The organism is Nannocystis exedens (assembly GCF_002343915.1).
GTDB lineage: Bacteria > Myxococcota_A > Polyangia > Nannocystales > Nannocystaceae > Nannocystis > Nannocystis exedens.
Map to the genome: position 1 here is coordinate 3,558,228 of NZ_NETK01000001.1, position 20,402 is coordinate 3,578,629.

At 70.3% G+C, this 20,402-nt stretch carries 17 protein-coding genes and 1 tRNA gene; 9 read left to right on the forward strand and 9 right to left on the reverse strand.

The window, feature by feature from the left end:
* Positions 1–25: 25 nt before the first annotated feature.
* The 3 genes from NAEX_RS13950 to NAEX_RS13960 all read right to left on the reverse strand — a co-directional run bounded on the left by NAEX_RS13950 (position 26) and on the right by NAEX_RS13960 (position 1,812).
* On the reverse strand, positions 26–457 hold the full coding sequence (locus tag NAEX_RS13950; protein WP_096327992.1) for a GNAT family N-acetyltransferase: 432 nt from the start codon (positions 455–457) through the stop codon (positions 26–28).
* A gap of 20 nt (positions 458–477) precedes the next feature.
* Complete coding sequence (locus NAEX_RS13955) at positions 478–1,479, reverse strand: 3-oxoacyl-ACP synthase III family protein (RefSeq protein WP_170135706.1); 1,002 nt, start codon at positions 1,477–1,479, stop codon at positions 478–480.
* 260 nt (positions 1,480–1,739) lie between these two features.
* Positions 1,740–1,812 (reverse strand) — tRNA-Ala (locus NAEX_RS13960).
* A 280-nt stretch (positions 1,813–2,092) separates the two neighbouring features.
* On the opposite strand from NAEX_RS13960, the gene NAEX_RS13965 reads away from it, so the two are divergent.
* From NAEX_RS13965 to NAEX_RS13985, 5 genes are all read left to right on the forward strand, one after another.
* Entirely contained in the window at positions 2,093–2,743 is a 651-nt protein-coding gene (locus tag NAEX_RS13965) for a MotA/TolQ/ExbB proton channel family protein (protein ID WP_177325944.1), read from the forward strand.
* A complete protein-coding gene (locus NAEX_RS13970) occupies positions 2,740–3,156 on the forward strand; it encodes an ExbD/TolR family protein (RefSeq protein ID WP_096327995.1) in 417 nt (138 codons plus the stop codon). The genes NAEX_RS13965 and NAEX_RS13970 overlap by 4 nt, the downstream gene beginning before the upstream one ends.
* A gap of 477 nt (positions 3,157–3,633) precedes the next feature.
* A complete protein-coding gene (locus tag NAEX_RS50125) occupies positions 3,634–3,975 on the forward strand; it encodes an FtsB family cell division protein (protein WP_170135708.1) in 342 nt (113 codons plus the stop codon).
* Positions 3,972–6,122 (forward strand): sensor domain-containing diguanylate cyclase, encoded by a 2,151-nt coding sequence (locus NAEX_RS13980; RefSeq protein WP_096327997.1) that lies wholly within the window; start codon positions 3,972–3,974, stop codon positions 6,120–6,122. Before NAEX_RS50125 ends, NAEX_RS13980 begins: the two co-directional genes overlap by 4 nt.
* 47 nt (positions 6,123–6,169) lie before the next feature.
* The gene (locus NAEX_RS13985; protein ID WP_096327998.1) at positions 6,170–6,586 is read left to right on the forward strand and encodes a hypothetical protein; all 417 of its coding nucleotides are present in this window, start codon (positions 6,170–6,172) and stop codon (positions 6,584–6,586) included.
* Positions 6,587–6,615: 29 nt separating this feature from the next.
* Here the strand turns inward: NAEX_RS13985 and NAEX_RS13990 are convergent, their stop codons facing one another.
* Positions 6,616–7,515 carry an endonuclease/exonuclease/phosphatase family protein gene (locus NAEX_RS13990; RefSeq protein ID WP_096327999.1) on the reverse strand — a complete coding sequence of 300 codons (900 nt, stop codon included), beginning with the start codon at positions 7,513–7,515 and terminating at the stop codon, positions 6,616–6,618.
* A 55-nt stretch (positions 7,516–7,570) separates the two neighbouring features.
* On the reverse strand, positions 7,571–8,659 hold the full coding sequence (locus NAEX_RS13995; protein ID WP_096328000.1) for a TIGR04552 family protein: 1,089 nt from the start codon (positions 8,657–8,659) through the stop codon (positions 7,571–7,573).
* A gap of 505 nt (positions 8,660–9,164) precedes the next feature.
* On the opposite strand from NAEX_RS13995, the gene NAEX_RS14000 reads away from it, so the two are divergent.
* A complete protein-coding gene (locus tag NAEX_RS14000) occupies positions 9,165–9,626 on the forward strand; it encodes a hypothetical protein (protein ID WP_096328001.1) in 462 nt (153 codons plus the stop codon).
* Between the two features lie 9 nt (positions 9,627–9,635).
* On the opposite strand, the gene NAEX_RS50130 is transcribed toward NAEX_RS14000, so the two are convergent.
* The 3 genes from NAEX_RS50130 to NAEX_RS14010 form a co-directional block, all read right to left on the reverse strand.
* On the reverse strand, positions 9,636–9,782 hold the full coding sequence (locus tag NAEX_RS50130; RefSeq protein WP_170135709.1) for a hypothetical protein: 147 nt from the start codon (positions 9,780–9,782) through the stop codon (positions 9,636–9,638).
* An 86-nt stretch (positions 9,783–9,868) separates the two neighbouring features.
* Positions 9,869–10,828, reverse strand: coding sequence for a hypothetical protein (locus NAEX_RS14005; RefSeq protein ID WP_143140707.1), 960 nt, complete (start codon positions 10,826–10,828; stop codon positions 9,869–9,871).
* A gap of 72 nt (positions 10,829–10,900) precedes the next feature.
* Positions 10,901–11,326, reverse strand: a complete 426-nt coding sequence (locus tag NAEX_RS14010) for a hypothetical protein (RefSeq protein WP_096328003.1) — start codon at positions 11,324–11,326, stop codon at positions 10,901–10,903.
* 253 nt (positions 11,327–11,579) lie between these two features.
* On the opposite strand from NAEX_RS14010, the gene lexA reads away from it, so the two are divergent.
* The 3 genes from lexA (at position 11,580) to NAEX_RS14025 (ending at position 16,617) form a co-directional block, all read left to right on the forward strand.
* Positions 11,580–12,218 carry a transcriptional repressor LexA gene (gene lexA, locus NAEX_RS14015; RefSeq protein ID WP_096328004.1) on the forward strand — a complete coding sequence of 213 codons (639 nt, stop codon included), beginning with the start codon at positions 11,580–11,582 and terminating at the stop codon, positions 12,216–12,218.
* A gap of 214 nt (positions 12,219–12,432) precedes the next feature.
* Positions 12,433–14,490, forward strand: coding sequence for a TonB family protein (locus tag NAEX_RS14020; protein ID WP_096328005.1), 2,058 nt, complete (start codon positions 12,433–12,435; stop codon positions 14,488–14,490).
* A 291-nt stretch (positions 14,491–14,781) separates the two neighbouring features.
* Positions 14,782–16,617: an AMP-dependent synthetase/ligase gene (locus tag NAEX_RS14025; protein WP_096328006.1), complete on the forward strand. Its 1,836-nt coding sequence runs from the start codon at positions 14,782–14,784 to the stop codon at positions 16,615–16,617.
* A gap of 94 nt (positions 16,618–16,711) precedes the next feature.
* Here the strand turns inward: NAEX_RS14025 and NAEX_RS50135 are convergent, their stop codons facing one another.
* On the reverse strand, positions 16,712–20,344 hold the full coding sequence (locus NAEX_RS50135) for a TonB family protein (protein WP_170135710.1): 3,633 nt from the start codon (positions 20,342–20,344) through the stop codon (positions 16,712–16,714).
* Between the last annotated feature and the right edge of the window lie 58 nt (positions 20,345–20,402).

Genomic DNA, 20,402 nt, shown 5'->3' on the forward strand with positions numbered 1-20,402 from the left:
GCGCTCTCGTCGGCCCGCGCACGCCTCACTCGAGGCGGAACGTGAACAGCACCGTCTCCTGCGGCTCCTCCGCCCCGCCCGCGGCCGCGTACAGGCGCATCGCCGGGGTGTTCGAGCGATCGGTCGCCACCCACGCCACGCGGCAGCCGAGCTCGCGGCCCAGCGCCAGCGTCGCCTGCAGCAGCGCCTGGCCGAGCCCGCGCCCGCGGTGCGACGAGGCCACGCCGACCTCGTTGATCCACAGCTCCGGGTCGGCCTTGTCGGGGTGGAGGTAGTCGATCGCCGAGACCATGCCGACGACCACGTCGTCCTCGATGGCGACCACGAGGTGGTGGTGCGGGTCGGCCAGGAACTCGCGCGCGCGCGCCGGCACGATCGGGTCGTCGAACACGTCGTCGGCGACCCGCTCCAGCAGCCCCGCCTCGCCCGGCCCCAGCGCCCTGACCTCGGTCGTCATGCTGTCCCCTGCGACATGTCCTAGAGGACAGCGACTGCGCCGGCCCAGGTGAAGCCGGCGCCGAAGGCGGCCATCAGCACGCGCGAGCCCGGGCCGATCTTGCCCTCGCGCCACGACTCGCTGATGCCGATCGGGATGGTCGCGGCGGTGGTGTTGCCGTAGCGCTCGATGTTGTGGACGACGCGGTCTTCGGGGATCCCGAGCTTGGCGGCGACCATTTGGTTGATGCGCATGTTGGCCTGGTGCGGCACGAACATGTCGATGTCGGCCATCGTCAGACCGGCGCGGCGGACCACCGAGTGGGCCACCTCCGGCATCTTCTCGGTCGCCCAGCGGAACACCTGCTTGCCGTTCATGCGCGGGAAGTGGCGGCCCTCCTCGAGCATCTCGGGCGTCAGGCGCGGGATGTACATGCTGGCCGGGGCCTCGACCCACAGCTCCTGGGCGCCGACGCCGTCGGCGTGGAGCTCGACGTTGTGGACGCCCTGGCCGTCGCGGGTGGCCTCGCCGACCAGCACGCAGCCGGCGCCGTCGCCGAACAGGACCGCGACGTCGCGGCCGCGCTCGTTGAACTCCATCCCGGTCGAGTGGACCTCGGCGCCGGCGATGAGCACGTTCTTGTACACGCCGGCGCGGACCCACGCGTCGGCCACCGACAGGCTGTAGAGGAAGCCCGAGCACTGGTTGCGCACGTCGAGCGCGGGCACGCCGGGGATGCCGAGCTTGTGGGTGAGGAAGCAGCCCGAGCCGGGGAAGTTCACGTCGGGGCTGAGGGTGGCGAAGATCACCGCGTCGACGTCCTTCACGTCGCGGCCCGCCTGCTCGAGCGCCATCTTCGCCGCCGGCAGCGCCAGGTCGCTGGCGCCGATGCCGGTGCGCTCGATGAAGCGGCGCTCGCGGATCCCCGTGCGCTGGTGGATCCACTCGTCGCTGGTCGGCATCAACTTCGCCAGGTCGTCATTGGTCACGACCCGCGTCGGCACGTAGTGGCCCGAACCCAGAATGGCGGCGCGCTTGGTCATCGCCGGGCATGGTGCCATCCGCGCCGCGGCGTTCAAGCTGAAAGCCCTTTCGCACCGCGCCTGCAGGCCGGGCGCAGCGTTTTTCGCAGGCCCAGCGCACGCGGCTGCGAGCGCGGCCGCGACGTCCGAGCGCGAAGGCCCGCGGCTTGCGACGGTGCAAGCCGGGGACCTCGAGATCGCGGACCCGAAAAGACCGAGACCGAGCGGGCAGTGATGCCGGCTCGGTCTCGTGTTGGTGCGGGTTTGGGTTCCCGCGGCGGTGGAGGCGAGGGGGTTCGAACCCCTGACCTTTGCGCTGCCAGCGCAATGCTCTCCCAGCTGAGCTACGCCCCCGCTCGTTTGGTGGGCGGAGTGTCTAACAGCGATGCCCCCGGCTCGTCAAGCCCGCGCACGTGAGCGCACTCGCACGGCGGCCGCGCCGACAGGTTGCGAGGGGCCGGGGGCAGAGAGTACACCGCTTCAATCCGCTCCCGGCGGATCTTTCACCCCCGGCCGAGCCCTGCGGCTTGGGCCTGCATCCGAACACTCACGGGCCTGCCGCCGCGGCGAGGCTCTCCGACCGGGCGAACTCTCGATGGATCTCAAGGAACTCTTCCAACAGGGCGGGCCCCTGATGTGGGCCATCTTGGCCGCCTCGATCGTGGGGGTCGGCATCTTCTTCGAGCGGCTGTGGTCGACCCAGCGCTCGAAGGTGCTGCCCCGGGCCTTCGTCGACCGCATCCGCGCGCTCGTCGCCAAGGGCAAGGTCAACGAGGCGCTGCTCCTGTGCGAGGAGAACGGGTCGTCGATCGCCCTGATCATCGCCTCCGCGCTCCGCGCGTTCGAGCACAGCACCAGCCGGGCCGACATCAAGGAGGCCGTCGAGGAGGTGGGCGCCCGCGAGATCGCCCACATGGACCGCAACGTCGAGATCGTCGGCACCGTCGCCACGATCTCGCCGCTGCTCGGCCTCCTCGGCACCGTCGTCGGCATGATCCAGGTCTTCCGCAACTTCGTCGAGGCCTACGCCTCCGGCGCGGTCGGCCCCGACACCTTCGCCCAGGGCATCTGGCAGGCGCTCATCACCACCGCCTACGGCCTCACCGTGGCGATCCCGATGCTGCTCCTCTACCGCGTGCTGCTCGACCGCACCAACAAGCTGGTGCTCGAGATGGAGGAGGACGCGATGGCGATCGTCAACCTGCTCGAGGACGGCCGCCGCGCGGCCAAGGCCCGCCCCCCCGTCACCGAGCCCAAGCCCGTCGCCCCCGAGGTGACGCCGTGAACTTCCGCGGCAAGACCGGGCGCAGGCGCCCGGGCAGCGGCGGCGGCCTGGTCGACCTGACGCCGCTCATCGACGTCACCTTCCAGCTGCTCATCTTCTTCCTGCTGACCGCGACCTTCAACACCGACAGCGCCTTCAAGGTCAAGCTGCCCAAGGCCTCGAGCAACGAGCCCGCCAGCGAGGCCAAGGCCCTGGTGGTCGAGATCAGCGAGGACGGCCGCTTCGAGGTCGACCGCGTCGTCGTCGACGACCGCGAGCTGCAGATGCGCCTGTGCAACGCCGCCAAGGACAAGCAGGTGTCGACGGTCAACATCAAGGCCGACCAGAACACCCGCCACGAGAAGGTCGTCCAGGCGATGGACGTCGCCAAGCTGTGCGGCATCGAGAAGCTCGGCATCCTCCACCGCCACTGAGTCTGTTTTAAAAATTTAAGACATGTCCCGCGGGACAGCCTGAGGCGCGCGCCAAGATCTTCCGGGTCGAGCTGTCGCTCGGAACATGTTCTCCCGGACATCTCGGGTAGATCAGGGACCGCCACCGCGTCCGGCGCGCTCACGTCCGGGCGCCGAGCCTCGGAGCTCGCGCCCGACACCTCGCCAGGGCCGCGTCGGGTGCCGTCCGGCCCAGCACGGGCTCCGCTCATCGTCATGCAGCGCCCGGCGCAGGTCGGTCGGCACCAGCGTGCGGGGCAGCCCGCGCTGACAAAACAGACTGCGCCTCAGCTCCCCCGAACCCCTGCCGGCGACAGCACATGGCTCGCGGGGGCCGCCGCTCGCCCGCGATCCTCTTCGCGTCGCCCGCCCGCCGTCCTCTTCGTCGTCGGTGACAGTCGTCCGCCACTGCACAGGCGCGCAGCATCGCGCACTCGGCCGGCCGCTCTCGCCGAATTTTTGCCCCGATCGATCACCCCGGCCAAGGTCGGCCCGCTCCCCATGCAATGGGTCAACCGGATCCTGCTCGCCGCGCTGCTCGCGTTCGCGATCGCCTACCTGCCGCAGCACGTCGCCACCGGCGGGAGCGCCGAGGACCTCGCGCGCGTGGAGAAGGAACACGCCGCGCTGCGTCGCGGCAACGAGCGGCTACAGGCCGACATCGAGGCCCTGCGGGCCGAGATCGCCGCCCTCAAGCGCGACCCCGAAGAGGTCGCCCGGATCGCCCGCGAGGACCTCAACCTGATCCGGCCAGGTGAGGTGGTGTTCGAGATCCGCCGCGACGACAAGACCAAGCCATGACCACGCTCGCCCGCACCCTCCACGGCCTCCGCCTCCGCGCCCGCGAGCGCTGGAGCCTCCTCGTCCTGCTCGCCACCTGGCTGGTGCTGGCCGTGGGCGCCGCCACGCCGACCGCCTTCGACGAGGGCAGCCCGGCGCTGGCCGCCTCGCTGGCGGTCTTCGCCGCCACCCTCGTGCGCGCGCTGGCCCGCGAGCTGCGGCCGAACGCCGCCACCTACTCGCAGGCCCACGAGCTCGAGCTCGGCCTCCTCATCATCACCGGCACCTACCTGCTGATCGCCGTCACCGGCGGCCTCGCCAGCCCGGCGCACCCGCTGGTCTACGCCCTCGCCTCGTTCCTGCTGCTGCTCCACCGCGCCCGCTGGATCGCCGGCGTGTGGCTGGCCTCGATCGCCTTGCTCGAGGTCGCGGTCGGCTGGTCTTCGGGACATGACTCCGGGGCCAAGATCGCCTTCCACCTCAGCTATATCGCCTTCTTCGCCGCCGGCAACCTGCTGATCCTCGGCGCCCTGGTCCGGCGCCTGCGCGGCGAGCACGCCCAGCGGCTGGCCGACGAGCTGTCGCACATCCGTCAGGAGGCCCGCGACTTCCGCCTGGTCGCCGCCGCCGCGCCGCGCAAGAGCCGGGACGCCGAGGAGGCGCAGCTGACCCAGTCGGCCGTCCACGCGATCCACGAGCAGGTCGCGTTCAGCCTCGAGCTCATCCGCGGCGACCTCGAGCTGCACACCTGCGCCCTGCTGTGGATGTCCGAGGAGGAGCTCGTGCTCAAGCGCGCCGCCTCCGCCGCGACCGCGCTGGTGAGCGCGCCCGAGCTGGCCAGCCCCGGCGTGCTGGCCGGGCTGTTGCGCAACCCGAGGACGCTTGTCCTCAAGAACATGTCCGAAAAGCATCTTCCGCCGTACTACGGCGCGCCGGTGGCGGTCACCGACCTGTGCGCAGTGCCGCTGGTCCGGGGCGAGCGGCTGCTCGGGGTCTTGTGCGCCGACCGCATCGACGCCAAGCCGTTCACCGCCGCCGAGCAGGACAAGCTGGCCGCCGCGGCGCAGCACGTGCTGCGCACCGTCGACCACGAGCGGGCCTTCATCACCGCGATGCGCAGCCGCTACGAGCACGAGCAGCTGTACCGCGCGAGCGAGCTGCTGAGCGGCGCGCTCGGGCTCGAGGCGCTGTACGGCAAGAGCTTCGAGGCGATCCGCGCGATCGCGCCGTACGACCTCGCCGCGATCTCGACCTACGACGAGCACGCCGAGGCCCACCGGGTGCTCGCCGTCGACGTCCCCGGCGACCGCGACCCGACCCATGGCGACGGCTGGCGGAGCATCGCCGAGTCGCTGCGCGACCGCGTGTTCGAGCACGGCTCCGGCCTCGTCGCCATGGCGACCAAGAACCGCCACTTCATGCCGGCCGCCGACGAGCGCGTCGAGCCCGAGACCGTCGTCTTCGACGTCCACACCCGCCTGCGCCCGGCCCAGAGCGTGCTGGTGCTGCCGCTCCTGCACGGCGAGAAGGTCCTCGGCACCCTCACCCTCGCCGCCGCGCGCGAGCGCCAGTTCCCGCGGGCGACCCGCGAGATCCTCCGCGTCCTCTCGCACCAGCTCAGCGTCGGCCTGCAGAACGCGCGCATGTACCGGGCCATGGAGGAGCGCGCCACCACCGACGGCCTCACCGGCCTCACCAACCACCGCGCCTTCCAGGAGCGCCTGGCGCAGATCCACGCCCTGGCCGAACGGACAGGTCGCAACTTCTCGCTGATCCTCACCGACATCGACCACTTCAAGAAGGTCAACGACACCTACGGCCACCCGATCGGCGACGCCGTGCTCAAGCGGGTCGCCGCGGTGTTCGCCGGCCGCGCGCGCAAGGTCGACATCGTCGCCCGCTACGGCGGCGAGGAGTTCGTGCTCGTCCTGCCCGACACCGACGCCGAGGGCGCGGCCATCTTCGCCAACAAGCTGCGCGAGGAGGTCGCCGCCCAGACCATGACCAGCGACCAGGGCCCGTTCGCCGTCACGATCTCCATGGGCGTCGCCGAGTACCCGACCGACGGCCACGCCACCGCCGAGCTCATCGAGCGCGCCGACCAGGCCCTCTACCACTGCAAGCACAACGGCCGGAACTGCGTCACCCGGGCCAGCCAGCTGCCCTGAGCGCCCGCGCGCCCGCCGGCCCCCCACCGATCTGCCATACTGACCCCATGCGATACGCCCGGCTCGTCCCCCTCCTCCTGGTGTTCGCCCCGGCCTGCGCCGAGCAGCACAACTACAGCGAAGGCGAGATCTGCGTCGACGCCCCCGCCCTCGCCTCGTTCGCCGCCGGCGACGAGCTCGAGGTCGTGGTCGTCCTCGACGACTGCATGGCCTGCCCCAAGGACTTCAACGCCAACTGCGAGGTCGACCGCCAGGGCAGCACGATCAACCTCCACGCCGGCGGCGTCTACACCCAGCGCAGCGGCCCCTGCGACACCTGCCTGACCCTGTCGGTCGCCTGCATCGTCGGCGGCCTCGAGCCCGGCAACTACACCATCCGCAGCGGCGACCAGACGCTCGAGATCAGCCTCCCGCAAGCCGACGCGCCCGAGCTCGACCCGACCTGCGACGTCGTGAAGTGGTGAGCCGCGACGCGTGGCGCGAGCGCCACGCCTCACTTCCGCAGCGCGATGCGCACCGGGCAGTGGTCCGACACCGAGCGCAACTTGGGCGGCTCGGTGGTCTGCGTCTCGCACGCCAGCGCCGCGCACATGCCGAGCACCACGGGTGTCCCGAAGGACATGTCCTTCGAGCCGAGGAAGTGATCGAGCAGGCTCGCCTCCCAGCGCCGCACCTTGCTGTTCGGCCGCCAGTACTCCGAGCACCCCAGGGCGCCGGTCGGTAGCTGCAGCGCGTGGCGTCCGACCATGTCGTCGATGAAGCGCCGTTCGGCGCCGTCCTGGTCGAGGTACCCCGTCGTGTTGAAGTCGCCGGCGACCACGACATCCCCGAACTCCTCGCGCAGCGCCGGCAAGATCGACGTCAACCACCGCCACTGCTGCTTGCGACGCTCGAACTGCTGCTCCTCGCCGCCCGAGTCGAAGTGCACCGACACCAGCGAGAACGTCCGCCCCGCGCCTGTGCGGAGCGACGCGAGCAGCGCAGGCGCCTGCCCCGTGGGACAGACATCGCCCTTGCTCAGAGACCGGTGGTCCTTCAGCTCGAGCCGCGCCGCGTCGTACACTACCCCGACGTTCAGCCGTCCCTTCCGGTTGTCCCGGCACGAATTCGTCAACACCGCCGCGTATCGCCGCCCGGTCAGCGCGCTGGCGCGGTCCAGCGTCGCGTAGAACCTCCCGGGATCGCGGATCTCCTGCACCGCGAACGCGTCGGCGTCTAGCTCGGCGATCGCCGCCGCGACTGCCTCGTCGAGGGTCTTCTCGTGCGGGAACGTCTGGATGTTGAACGTGCCGAGCACCAGCGGCGCCTCGCGGCGGCACCACAGCAGCAGCGCGACCGCCACCAGCAGCACCCACAGCCACACTCGGCGACGACGACGACGGCGCTCCTGCATTGCAGGATCGACGGTAGACGGCGCCGCCGACGCCCACAAGTCGGCGAGATCGCGCCTATCCGTCGCGGGGCTCGCGGAGCAGGCGCATGCGGACGTGCTGGTGCTGCCGGCGCTTGTACTCCGCGTGAGAGCTCTCGCCCTGCTCGTTGGCCTCGGCGGTGCGCTTGTCCATCACCTGGAATTCGGCGAGCACGAACACCACGCGGCCGCGGCGTTCGTCGTGGTCGTGGGGCAGCAGCGCGTCGACGCGGACCGGCAGGTCGGCGACGAAGTTGAGCACGTGGAAGCTCTTGCCGGAGAACTCGTTGGGGCCTGGCTGAGGCCGGTTGGCGGCGTCGGTGTCGAAGTTCGCGTCGGCGCCGAGGACCTTGAGGCTGTTGAGGTCGATCAGCGTATTGACCGTCTGGTCGGGCACCACGTAGTTGAACGGGATGCAGCGGTGCAGCATGATCCGCAGCGTCGGCACCAGGTCGGCCGGGTCGCGGACGATCAGGCGGAAGCGCAGGCGGTCGAACACGCGCGCCGCGTTCGTCTCTTTCTTCAGCAGCAGCTTGGTCAGCTGCGACTCCTTCGACTTGCGCGACCACGAGAACTCGACCACCGGCACACCGGCGGTGCGCAGCTCGTCGAACATGCGGGTCACGCTCTCCTCGACCAGCGAGAAGATCTCCGAGTCGGAGATCGCCAGCGACGCCCGCATCTCGCGCGCCTCGAGGTGATACAGGATGTGCATCACCTTGAGCAGCGTGCAGGCCTGGCGCTGGTGCGCGCTGGCCTTGCCCGAGGCGATCCGCGGCAGCTGCACCCACGGCACCTTGTCGGCGATGGTGTCGTCGAGGCGCAGCTTGAGCACGTCGCTGATGTAGCGGACGGCTTGCTGGCGGAGGTCGGCGAGGCGGGCCTCGTCGCGTGGGTCGCCGAGGTCGAGCCCGTTGAGCGCCAGCAGGCGGCGCACGTCTTCGTCGGAGCTCAGGGCCAGGCGGTGCCAGTCGATGACCGACTGTCCGCGCAGCAGCAGCTGGATCTCGTTGATGTCCTGCAGCGACAGCTCGGCGTGCTCGCCGCCCTGCGCGGCCTCGCGCCACAGCGCTTGCGAGGCCAAGAAGGCGCCGAACGGATCGGAGCGCTGCGGAGGCCTGGCCATCGCCAGCTTAGCCGCTTACGCGCCGGGAGAAGCGGAGGGTACCGACGAGCAGACCGATTGTGACGAGGGCGGCACAGATGTTTCCGAGGTAAGCGGTCATGAACCTTGTTGCTCCAGTCCTTGCAGTCGTGTGCTCAGGACTTATCACGGAATCGGGCGAGGTCGGAAAAAGTGGGAGATGTAGGACAATCTCTCGAGACTCAGTCCAAGGTTCGCAAGGCAAGGAGATCCGGGCACCGGGCCCATAAATCAAGCTGGAGCGGGGGGATTTTCAGACCGGGAATTTCGGCGATTTCGCGGTCCTGCGGCCTGAAGGCGCCGGGCCCCCGTCTTCTGGGGCCAGAACGCCGGATGGCAGATAACACATTCCCGCGGCCGTTGGAAAGTCCCCCGCCGGCGGCCCTGGCGCCACAAGTCTGGCGCGGCCGGCGGAAGGACCTCCGGGACGCGTGGGCGCACCTCGGGACGGATGGCCACGCGTGTGCGGGAGCGCTACTGTGACCCCATGCGCGACCCCGAGGACGACGATGTGCCACCCCGCGACGACCGTCTCGGGTTCACCTCGACCAGTTTCCGCCGCAAGATCGGCGAGGGCCTCGCTGGCCTCTTGGACCCCGACGGCGCGATCGGCAAGGGCAAGGAGATCGTGACCGGGGTGACCCAGGCGACCAAGAACGAGGTCGTCCGGATGATCAGCGCCGAGGTCCGGCAGTTCCTCGACGGCATGGACACCGTCGATCTGATGCAGCGGGTCATCGCCGGCCTCGTGATCGACGTGAAGGCCGAGATCCGCTTCTCGATCGACCCCGAAGGCCAGCTCAAGCCAGCGATCAAGGCCGAAAAAGCGACGCAGCGGGCCAAGGAACAGCCCTCTGCGCCGCCGCAGTCGCAGCAGTCGCAGCAGTCGCAGCCCGGGGCCCCGCCGACGCCACAGGCGCCGTCGGGCTCCCGGACCGCCAAAGAATGAGCGGTAGCCTCAGCTCTGCGCCGCGGGGTCGACCGGCACGACCTTGTTGTCGCCGTCGTCGTCGGGGAGCCCGAGCTTCTTCTTGACCGCCTTGTAGATGTCGGCCCCGAGCTTGAGCCCGAAGCCGGTGATGATGGCATTTACGAGGAGCCGCATGTCCGCCAGCGTAGCAGCTAGGACCCGGTCGACCTGACGCGGGCCCCTGCATTCACGCCCCAGGCGCTTCGGGCGCGGGCGCGAGATTACGCGGGGATCACGCAGACCCCGACATCCTCATACGAGGGCGGAGCCATCCCCATCTCGAAGAACGGCGTGCATTCCTCGCCCGCCTGGCACGGCCCGTTGCCGCCGCTGACCGGGCAGAACGGGGTGCAGCAGCCGGCCGACATCGGCGGGCAGTTGGCGACCGCGGTCGTCGCCGCGCAGAAGCCGCCCTTCTGACACTGATTGATGTACTGGCACTCGTCGCCCGGCTCGCCCTCGCCGGCCATCGTCGGCTCCTTGAAGCACACGAACAGGTCGCCGGCCGAGTTGTAGCAGCCCTGTCCTTCGGGACAGTCCTGCACCAGCGGGTCGCAGGCGCCGAGGCAGATCGGCAGCGACCCGTCGTTGTAGACCACGCAGTTGGCCGTCGGCGTGTCGGGGCACGCGTCGTTGGTGTCGCAGAACTCGACGCACACGCCGTCCTGGCCCTCGTCGTCGGTCAGCAGGCAGATGTTGCCGAGCGCGCAGTTGTCGACGCCGGTGTACTTGCCGTCCTCGACGTCGCACGGGTCGCCGACCGCGCCGTCGCCCTTGATCTCGACGCACGTGTTGACGCCCCACGGCTCGCCCTCGGCCGGCGCGACCGCCGTACACTTCTGTCCTTCGGGACAGTCTTGCACCCGCGGGTCGCACTGCCCGCTGATCCCGCCGTCGGGCGGGACGATGAAGCCGGCGCTGGTGGAGGTCTCGCCGTCCGAGGTGCTGGTCGGGTTCGCCGGCCCGCTCGTGGGGCTGGTGCTGCCCTCGGTCTCGTCCGGGGTCGAGGTCGCTCCCGGCCCGGTCGTGTCCTCGGGCACTTCGGTGTCGTCGCCCTCGGAGTCGGGCGTGTCGCCGGTCTGTCCGGACGCGCCGGTCGCCGTCATCATCCCGGACTTGTCGCCACATGCGCCGAAGGCGACCACGGCGACAGATACCGACCAAAGCTGAAGCGATCTCATGAGCGGACCTCCAGCCCTCACGCTAGCACAGAAAGCAGCAAACAACCGAAACCTCCCAGGAGGTTCGGAGGTCTAAGGCCGCCTTCCGCCGAGGCCGACCTTCGCCAGCGCCTCGAGCGTCGCCACGAGCTCCTCGCGGATCTCCGGCGACAGGCCCGGATCGGCGGCTGCTGCCTCCAGACGCCCGATCCGCGGCAACCAGGTCGCGTGGGCGGACTCGTCGAAGGCCACTCCGGCGGGGGTCAGCGCCGCGGCCTCGTCATGCAGGCGCTGCGCCTCGGTCAGAGAGATCGGCGACGCCTTGACCGCGACCACCGGCGCCGGAACGGCGGTCTCCTGCACGGGCGCCGGCGCGACCACGGAGGCGTCGGCCTGCAGCCCTTGCAGCGCCACGGCCGCCGCCACGCCGAGCACGGCCGCGGCGAGGATCGAGGGCCACTGGCGCCAGCGCGGCTCCGGCAGGCGTCGCCGGCAGCCCTGATTGACCCGCCGCTCCACGCCGGGCGCGATCGCCGGCCGCGAAGGATCGCGGCGGTCCCTTCGCCCCTGTCGCCTGTCGAGATCCGGACCCATGCCACGAGGGTCGCGGGGGCCGCTTCGGCGGGCAAATTTCAGGCTTCAGCGGGCTCTGTCGCCCGGGGCATGCCGCGGCCTTTCGCAGTTCCGCATAGCTTGACCTGAGCAAATTGTTTGTATACACCGTTCAGTGCCGAAGGCGTGATCTCCGCAGCCGCCGCAGGAGGCTCTCCCCGTGAAACCCCAGCTCACCCACCGCCAGCAGCAAGCGCTCGACTTCATCTCCTCCTGTCTGGATGCGAACGGGTACCCGCCCACGCTGCGCGAAATCGGCGAGCACATGGGGATCCGCTCGACCAACGGCGTCAACGACCACCTCAAGGCGCTCGAGCGCAAGGGGTACCTGGTCCGCGAGGAGCTCAAGAGCCGCGCGCTGCGACCGGTGGATGCGCCCGAGAGCACGGCGCGGGTTCGCACCACGGAGATCCCGATCCTCGGGCGCGTGGCCGCGGGCCAGCCGATCCTGGCCGACGAGAACGTCACCAACCGGATCAGCGTCGACCAGTTCTTCCTCCACGGCAATCAGCCGCGCGAGGTGTTCGGCCTCGTCGTCCACGGCGAGAGCATGATCGAGGATGGAATCTTCGACGGCGACTACGTGTTCGTCCGTCGCCAGGCGACCGCCGAGCGGGGCGAGATCGTCGTGGCGATGATTGAGGGCGAAGTGACGTGCAAGCGTTACTACCCCGAGGGCGACAAGATCCGCCTGCAGCCCGGCAACGCGGCGATGCAGCCGATCTACGTCCACCGCGGCGATCATCGCGCCTTCGAGTTGGTCGGCAAGGTGATCGGCGTCTACCGCAGCCTCCACTAGTCGGCCGGCGGTCTCGGCCGCTGACGCCGCCGTGAGTGCAAGCAACGGCGGCAGCGAGCCCTGACGGTAGATTTCCGCTACAGTGTTGCCCGTGCCGCGGCCGCCCACACCTGGCGCTCTCGCGCCTGGGGACCGCACTCGGCGTCGTCGGGGCGCCGGGCCCCTCGCGCTCCTCGGCTGCTTCCTGTTCTCCGCGGGCCTCAACGTCGCGGCGGTGAGCACCAGCCTGCTCGTGCTGATCCGCTCCGGCGACCGGGCCGCGTCGCTCCCGGTCGCCCGCAAGCCCGCCTGCGTCAACGGCTACGAGCGCGGCGTCGACCTGCTCGAGAAGGCGCTGTCGGGCGACGCGAATCAACTCTACGACGGCCTCGTGCACACGATCGTCGACGGCAAGTGCGAGACCGAGGTGATCGTCGCGCTGGTGGACGACAAGGAGCCGATCGACCCGCTCGCGGAGCTCGACGACCCCGAGCCGCCGGAGCCGAAGAAAGAGCGCGAGAAGAAGAAGAAAGAGAAGGAGCTCGAGAAGCCGCCCGAGCCGCTCCCGGTCGAGGAGCCGAAGCCCGAGGAGAAGAAGAAGGAAGAGGAGAAGCCGCCCGAGCAGGAGCAGCCGAAGGAGAAGATCGACTTCGAGCTGCTGCAGCTCAAGATGGTCGAGCAGCTCGAGGAGAAGGACGAGAAGGAGTCTCCCGACGACGCGCACTACCTGTCGAACATCAACCGCGACGTCACCGAGGAGACCCGGGCCGAGATCACCAACCTGCAGAAGGACGCCGAGCAGGCCAAGGCCTCGCAGCAGGAGCCGAGCAACGAGCCGACCAAGGGCATGGCGGCCGAGGACAAGATCGCCGAGACGCGCGAGCAGAAGAGCCAGCTCGCGCAGGAGGCCCCGAAGGTCCAGCAGAGCCCGGAGACCAAGATCCCCGAGCAGAACGACCCCAAGGCCAAGAGCCTGCTGTCGATGCGCGACCTGGCCCCGCGCGAGCACTCGCCCGAGATGCTCAAGCACGAGGCCGCCGCCGACGCGGCCGCGTCCGGCGAGCTCGCCCCCGACCAGAAGGCCGCCGCCGCGGTCATGCAGCGGAACAAGCAACAGGCCGGCTCCGCGGACACCAAATCACCTGTCCTTCGGTTCAGGTTGTCGGCCAACGAGATGAACGCGCTGTTCGGGCGCGACATCGCCGAGAAGAAGGACCTGATCTCCCAGCGCCAGTCGAAGAAGAAGGGCATCTGGGAGGAGGCGCGCGAGCTCTATCAATCGCCGCTCGAGAACATGGTCCCCGAGGTGCGGCCGGGCAACCAGACCGCGCTGCGCTCGCGCAAGCACCCGTTCGCCCAGTTCATCGCCACGATGCACCGGACGATCCACGACAAGTGGGCGTTCGGCTTCCTCGAGCAGCTCGACACGATGGGCCGCGGCAACGCGCTCAACAAGCCCGACCTGTGGACGCGCGTCGAGATCGTGCTCAACAGCGACGGCTCGCTCGACAAGCTGCGGACCGTCCGCTACTCCGGCAACATGCAGTTCGACGGGGCCGCGCGCGAGGTCGTGCGCAACGCCGGGCCCTACCCGCAGCCGCCGCGCGAGATCTTGAGCGGCAACGGCAAGGTCTACATCCACTGGGCGTTTCACCGCGACGAACGAGCCTGCGGCACCTTCGGCGCCGAGCCGTTCATCCTCGACAACGCCGGCCAGGGCGAGCGGCCCGATCCGAACCGAGCTGTCCGTCCGGCCAGCTCGGAGTCGGAGGCGATGGCCTCGCGTCGACTCGCCCGCCAGATGGGCCCGGCCGCGCCCGGGCCGTCCGGTCCCGAGGGCCCCGCCGCGCCCGGCGGGCACAACCACGAGCACGGTGAGGGCGACGGCCACAACCACGCCGAGCCGCCCGAGCAGGGCACCGGCGACCAGCCCGACGCCGAGGCCGCGCACGCCGCCAACGCCTGGCTCAAGGTGTTCGCCGCTCGCGACGCCGCCAAGCTGGCCGCGCGCGCCAGCCTGCCGTTCGTCATCGGCGACCAGGTCGTCGCCCGCACGCGCGAGGAGCTGCAAGGTGTCCTCCAGGCCATGCTCGACGAGGCCGGCAGCGGCGCGCCCGGAGCCGCCGAGGTGTTCACCGCCTCCGGCCTGCGCAAGCGCTTCGGCAGCGTCCCCGCCGGCGTGCAGGAGGGCCTCGGCCGCAACTACGCCGTCAGCAAGGTCCGCGGTGAGCCCTTCATCCTGATCCTCGAGCGACGCTTCGGCGACTGGCGCGTCGTCGGCGTGGCTCGCTGACCTCCGCGCGCGCGCGGGTCATTGTCGGTGCGGCCCGCGGTCGCTCGCCGCGCGCTTTGCGAGGCGGACTCGAGCGAGCCGGCGCGGCCGCTCGCCCGTGCCCTGGGGACATGTCCCTTCAGACAGGACGGTCGGTCCGTGAACGTCGTTTGCGCGGATACGCCGGGCGGGCCCGCGAACGAGGTTCCCGCGCGTCCACGCCCGGAAGGCCCGGGAAACTCCGCCGGGAAGGCGCCTGGACAGGCGTGCGAGCCTTCGCTACAAGAGGTGCCACGTTGGAGCGCCTCGATCATGGCTGACACACACCTCGCTCAGATGTTCTTCGACCGCGCCCGCTCCGAGGGCCAGAGTCCGGGTTATTGCGTCCGTCAGGGCGGTGCCTTCGTCGACGTCCCCTTCGGGGAGGCCGCCGATCGCGTCGAGGCGATCGCCTCCGGGATCTTGAAGGGCGGCCACACGCCCACGCCCGGCACCTGCGTCACGATCATGGCCAACACTCGCCTCGAGTGGATCCTGACCGACTGGGCGCTCTTGTCGCTCGGCTATCGTACCGTGCCGATCTACGTCAGCCTGCTGCCGCCCGAGATCGGCTACATCCACGCCGACACCAAGGCCGAGCTGCTGGTGGTCGAGAACAAGGAGATGCTCGACAAGGTGCGCGCGGCCCAGCGCGGCTTCACGTTCTTCGAGGTCGAGTACCCGGCCGACGCCGTCAAGCTGAAGCGCTTCATCGTCCTCGACCCGACCGGCATCGCCCCCGCGGCCGACTGGGAGAGCCTGGCCGACGTCGAGGCCCGCGGCCGCGCCGCGCTGGCCGAGACGAAGGGCGAGCGCGACAAGCGGATGCAGTCGATCCAGCGCTCGGACGTCGCCACGTACACGTACACCTCCGGCACCACGGGCCCGCCGAAGGGCGTCATCCAGACCCACGACAACATGCTGAGCATGCTCGAGAACGTCGAGGAGGTCGGCATGTTCAGCGACAAGGCGCGGGTCGGCGGCGCGTTCCTGTTCCTGCCGCTGGCGCACTCGTTCGGCCGCCTGGTCGAGTTCGGCGGCGCCTTCTTCCGCTGCAAGATCGTCCTGTCGTCGATCGCCACCGTCGCCGAGGACCTCGGCCTGTCGCGCCCCGGCTTCCTGCCGGCGGCCCCGCGGGTGTACGAGCGCGTCTACGGCAAGATCATGACCACGGTCTCCTCGAGCCCGCCCCTGCGGCAGAAGATCTTCCACTGGGCGCTCGGGGTCGGCAAGGCGACCATCCCCTACCGGCAGAAGAACAAGCCGCTGCCGTTGGCGCTGAGCGTCAAGGCCGCCCTGGCCGAGAAGCTGGTGTTCTCCAAGCTCAAGGCCAAGCTCGGCATGGACCGCATGCACGTGCTGCTGTCCGGCTCGGCGCCGCTGCCCAAGGAGGTCGGCGAGTTCTTCATCGCCCTCGGCCTCAACGTCTGCGAGGCCTACGGCCTCACCGAGACCTGCCCGGGCCTCACCACCAACCGCCCGAACAACTGGAAGATCGGCACCGTCGGTCCGGCGATCAAGGGCGTCTCGCTGCGCCTCGCCGAGGACGGCGAGATCCTCGCCAAGGGCCCCAACGTCGTGTCCGGCTACCTCAACCGGCCCGACGCCACCGCCGAGGCGTGGGACAGCGACGGCTGGTTCCACACCGGCGACATCGGCGAGTTCGACGAGGACATGCACCTGCGGATCACCGACCGCAAGAAGGACCTAATCAAGACCAGCGGCGGCAAGTACGTCGCCCCGCAGAAGATCGAGGCCCTGCTCAAGACCAAGCCGATCCTCAGCGAGGCGGTCGTCATCGGCGACGGTCGCAAGTACTGCGTCGTCCTCGTCACCGTCGACAAGGAGAAGCTCGCCGCCTGGTCGCAGCGCACCGGCAACCCCGCCGACATCAACAGCGACGCGGTCCAGAAGGAGGTCCAGGGCTACCTCGACGAGGTCAACCAGGGCCTGGCCTCGTTCGAGTCGCTCAAGTACTTCCGGATCGCCCCCGAGGAGTTCACGGTCGACAACGGCATGCTCACCGCGTCCTTCAAGGTCAAGCGCAAGGAGGTCTCCAAGCGCTACAAGGCCCTGATCGACTCGATGTACCCGGCCGGCAAGGACTGAGCGGGCTGCCTGCCATGTCCGAATGGGCATGGCACAAAAGACATGGCGCCGAGGACATGCCCTCGGCGCCATGCTCTTTCCAACTTCTGCAGAATCACAGCGGCTTGTCGAACGTGCCGAGGTCGACGTAGGCGCGGTCCTTCATGATGACGAACGGCCGCTCCTCGAACTTCAGCGCGCCCTTGCCGTCGTGCTGGACGATCTGCAGCTTCCCCATGCCGTAGCCCATCGGTCCGCGGCTGAAGTAGTGGGCCTCGAGCTTGTACGGGAACGCCTGCGGCTCGCCCTCGATCGTGAAGCACTCCGGCCCGTAGCCGGTCGTCACGTCGGCGTACAGCTGGCCGCCGCTCGGCAGCCGCTTCTGGGCGTAGAACGCGTGGTCCTTGCGGCCGTCGTGGACGTGGAAGTCGACGTCGTTGGCGTCCGTCTCCCAGTTGATCACGAACCGCGTCGACGGCTTGCTCGGCAGCGCGACGTTGAGGCCGTCGAGCGTCGCCCGCACCGTGAACGCCACCGACGGGTCGGCCTTGATCCACGCCGCCGCGATCAGGCCCAGGTCCTCGCGCAAGATCTGGTCGACCCCCGCGAAGCGGCCCCACGGGTACGTCCGCGTCGCTCCGGCCTTGATCGCCTCGAACGCCTCCTTGTGCTTGCCCGCCTTGAGCAGCGCGTAGGCGTACAGCCGGTGGCTCGACGGGTGATCGGGCCGTGACTCGACCGCCTTGGCGAAGGTGTCGACCGCCAGCGTCGAGCCCGCCTCGCCGAGCCGCTCGAGCCGCGCGCCGACGTAGCGCCGCAGGTCGGCGCGCGACGGGAACAGGTCGATGATCGACCCGTAGGCGCGCGCAGCCGTGTTCGCGTCGCCTGCGGTCTCGGCCGCCTCGCCGAGGGCGATCAGCGCCAGCACGTCGCCCGGGTCCTGCTCGTGCCACTCCAGCGCCAGCGCGACGGCCCCGCGCGCGTCCTTGTCGCGCAGCTTCTTGGCGACGTCGAAGAACTTGCCGGTGTACGGGCTGTTCGCGGTGCGCTCGGCCTCCTGCTGCTCGGCCAGCCGCTGCGCCTCCTGCTCGCGCATGCGGGTCTGCCACGCCTCTTCCTCGGCTCGCTGCCGCGCCAGCTCCTCGGGCGTCGGCGGCGGCGGCGGCGTGTAGTCGGCCGGCACATTGCCGCCGGGCTCGAGCACGAACGGGTAGGTGACCGTGACCGACCCGCCGCCCTGCGGCTTGGGGAAGGTCCAGCGGCGCACCGCCTGGGCCATGCAGCTCCCCACCGCTGCGTCGCGCATCGTGCTCTCGGCCACCACCGCCGTGGGCACCTTGCCGGTGCCGCCGATGACGAACTGAATCGCCACCCGCCCCTTGGCCCCCGGGTCGCGCGCCAGCGCCTGGTTGTAGCAGTAGCGGATCTCGTTGATGTGGGCGCGGACGATCCGGCGGATGATGTCCTTGTCGAGCGCCCCCTGCACCTCGGCCTTGGCCTGGCGCACCGTCGGCACCCGCATGCCGCGGCCGCCGAAGCCGGCGCCCGCACCTCGCCCGTAGCCCGAGCCTGCGCCGCCGCCGCCGCCCTTGCCGATGAGCCCCGTGTTGCCGAGGCCGATCGTGCCCTCGCCCGTGCCGCCGCCGCCGCGGCCGGTGCCGACGAGCCCGAGCCCGCCGACCCCGTACGCCTCGCCGACCTCGGTGCCCGTCAACCCGCCCCACACGTCGGCGTCGTCGTTGCCGACCGCGAACGCCCCGCCGTACGGGCTGGCCAGGAAGTGACCTGCCTCTTGGGACATGACCCCGAGGATCCCCGCCTGCCGCTGCGCCATCTCCGGGTCGAAGTTGCGCGCCATCATCGGGATCGCGTCGCGCTGCGGCTCGGCTGGCGCCTTGAACTCCTCCCGCGGCTCGCGGCGGACCAGCGTGCCGGCGTCGGGCAGCTTCGCCGGCGCCGACTTGCGGTTGTACCGCTCGACCCCGGTGGCGCCCACCGTCAAGATGTCAACCAGCGCGTTGCGGTCGATGTTGAAGCGCTGGTAGTCCCACTCCGACTCGAGCACCAGCAGCGCCGTGAAGTCGCTGAGCACGCGGTACTTGGTCGACAGCTCGACGATCGTCTTCTGCAGCCCCGCCCGCGCCGCCGTGTCGGCCTCCGGCAGGCTCGAGCGCTGCGCCTGCAGCCGCTCGACCTGCGCTCGCACCCACGCCCGCTCGAGCAGCGGCCGCTCGACCGCCGTCGTCGGCACCTCGGCCTCGATCCGGTCCTGGCCCTCGATTACCACCCGCATCGCCGCCTCGGCCGGCAGGTCGGCGTAGACCAGCATCTCGTCGCCCGGCTGCGCGCCCTCGATCGTGTCCGGCCACACCCACGCGGCTCCGGGCACCGTCACCTTCATCGCCGGCAGCGTCGCGCTGCCGAGCTTGTGGGCGATCGTCTCGAGCGGCAGGCGAGCGTCCATCACCACGCCGTCGCTCGGCAGGTCGGCGGTGGTCAGCGCTTTGAGCGTGGCAGTGTCCTGGATCCCGCCGTCCACGATCGCGTCGGCCCGCTCGAACCCGGCGGCCGCGAGCGCCTTGCTGGCGTGGCGCAGGGCCGCGTGCTCGGCCGAACCGGCGGTCGTGATGCCGTCGGAGAACACCAGCAGCCGGCGCGACCCGCCCGCGTCCGCGGCCAGCGAGGCCAGCGCGCCGGCCAGATCCGACGCGCCCAGCGCCCGCCGCGACGCGATCCGCTCGAGCTGCGCCTGGCCGAACCCGCTGACCGGGCCGTCGTAGACCTTCTCGGTCGCCTGGTCGAAGCACACCACGCGCAGCGGGAAGTCATCGCCTGTCTGTTCGCGCATGCTCTTCAGGACATCCGCGAGCCGCCGCAGCTGGCGTTCGAACCCGAGCGCCCGCGACGCGCTGGTGTCGAACAGCACCGTGAGCGCGCCGATCGGCACCGCCGGCATGTCGCCGACCGGGGCCACGCGCGCGACCACGAGGTTGTCGTGGCGCAGGCCCATCACCATCGCCGGGCGGTCCGAGCGGACCTCGAGATCGCGCTCCGGCAGGTACTTCTTCTTGATCTCGATGACGCTGGTCTTGACCGCCGCGCCGCCCAGGTTGGTCGGCGCCGCCGCGCCGCCGGGCTCGCGCAGGATCACGCTGGCGTCGAGCTCGTCGAGCTCGGGCAGCCCGCGCAGCATCAGCCGGTACGGCTCGGCCGAGCTGGGCAGCTCCTGCGAGTACGAGACGATCAGCTCCTTGCGCTCGCGCGGGCCGATCGGGAACACGCGCGCGCTGAACGAGTTGCCGGCCTTGTTCTCGAGCAGCGCCGGGTCCTGCCGCTTGTGCAGGAAGTCCTCGTAGGCGACCCGCGCCGCCTGCCGCTCGACCACCTCGCCCTCCTGCCAGCGGTCGTGGATCTTCATGGCGAAGCGAGAGATCGCCGCGCCCGGCGGCATGTCGATCTCGAAGCGGCCCTCGATCTGGCGGTCGTTCGGGTTCTCGAACACGAGGTGCAGCTCGGTGAACGCCAGCGGCTCCTCGACCACGCCGCGCGCCTTGAAGCTCACCAGCTTGAGCCCGGTGCCGTCCGACGCCGTCAGCGACACCGGCGACCGCCGTGTCGCCCCGTCGTCGGTGAGCTTCACGCCCTTGCTCGGCAACGCCATCGTCGTCGCCGTCGCCTCCGGCTTGCCCGGATTGGCCGTACAGGCCAGCGCCAGCGAGGCCAGCGCCGCCGCTGCGCCGCTCTTCACTGCCAGTCCATTGCGACATGTTCTAAACGACATGTCTTTCGATTTCAACGAGTGCGCG

Bases quoted from the DNA above. Each gene is read 5' to 3' on its own strand.
- NAEX_RS13955 (WP_170135706.1), bottom strand. From the start codon at position 1,479: ATGACCAAGCGCGCCGCCATTCTGGGTTCGGGCCACTACGTGCCGACG.
- NAEX_RS50130 (WP_170135709.1), bottom strand. From the start codon at position 9,782: ATGCGGCTCCTCGTAAATGCCATCATCACCGGCTTCGGGCTCAAGCTC.
- NAEX_RS13965 (WP_177325944.1), top strand. From the start codon at position 2,093: ATGTGGGCCATCTTGGCCGCCTCGATCGTGGGGGTCGGCATCTTCTTC.
- NAEX_RS13980 (WP_096327997.1), top strand. From the start codon at position 3,972: ATGACCACGCTCGCCCGCACCCTCCACGGCCTCCGCCTCCGCGCCCGC.
- NAEX_RS14005 (WP_143140707.1), bottom strand. From the start codon at position 10,828: ATGAGATCGCTTCAGCTTTGGTCGGTATCTGTCGCCGTGGTCGCCTTC.
- NAEX_RS13950 (WP_096327992.1), bottom strand. From the start codon at position 457: ATGACGACCGAGGTCAGGGCGCTGGGGCCGGGCGAGGCGGGGCTGCTG.
- NAEX_RS13995 (WP_096328000.1), bottom strand. From the start codon at position 8,659: ATGGCCAGGCCTCCGCAGCGCTCCGATCCGTTCGGCGCCTTCTTGGCC.
- NAEX_RS14000 (WP_096328001.1), top strand. From the start codon at position 9,165: ATGCGCGACCCCGAGGACGACGATGTGCCACCCCGCGACGACCGTCTC.
- NAEX_RS14025 (WP_096328006.1), top strand. From the start codon at position 14,782: ATGGCTGACACACACCTCGCTCAGATGTTCTTCGACCGCGCCCGCTCC.
- NAEX_RS13985 (WP_096327998.1), top strand. From the start codon at position 6,170: ATGCGATACGCCCGGCTCGTCCCCCTCCTCCTGGTGTTCGCCCCGGCC.
- NAEX_RS13990 (WP_096327999.1), bottom strand. From the start codon at position 7,515: ATGCAGGAGCGCCGTCGTCGTCGTCGCCGAGTGTGGCTGTGGGTGCTG.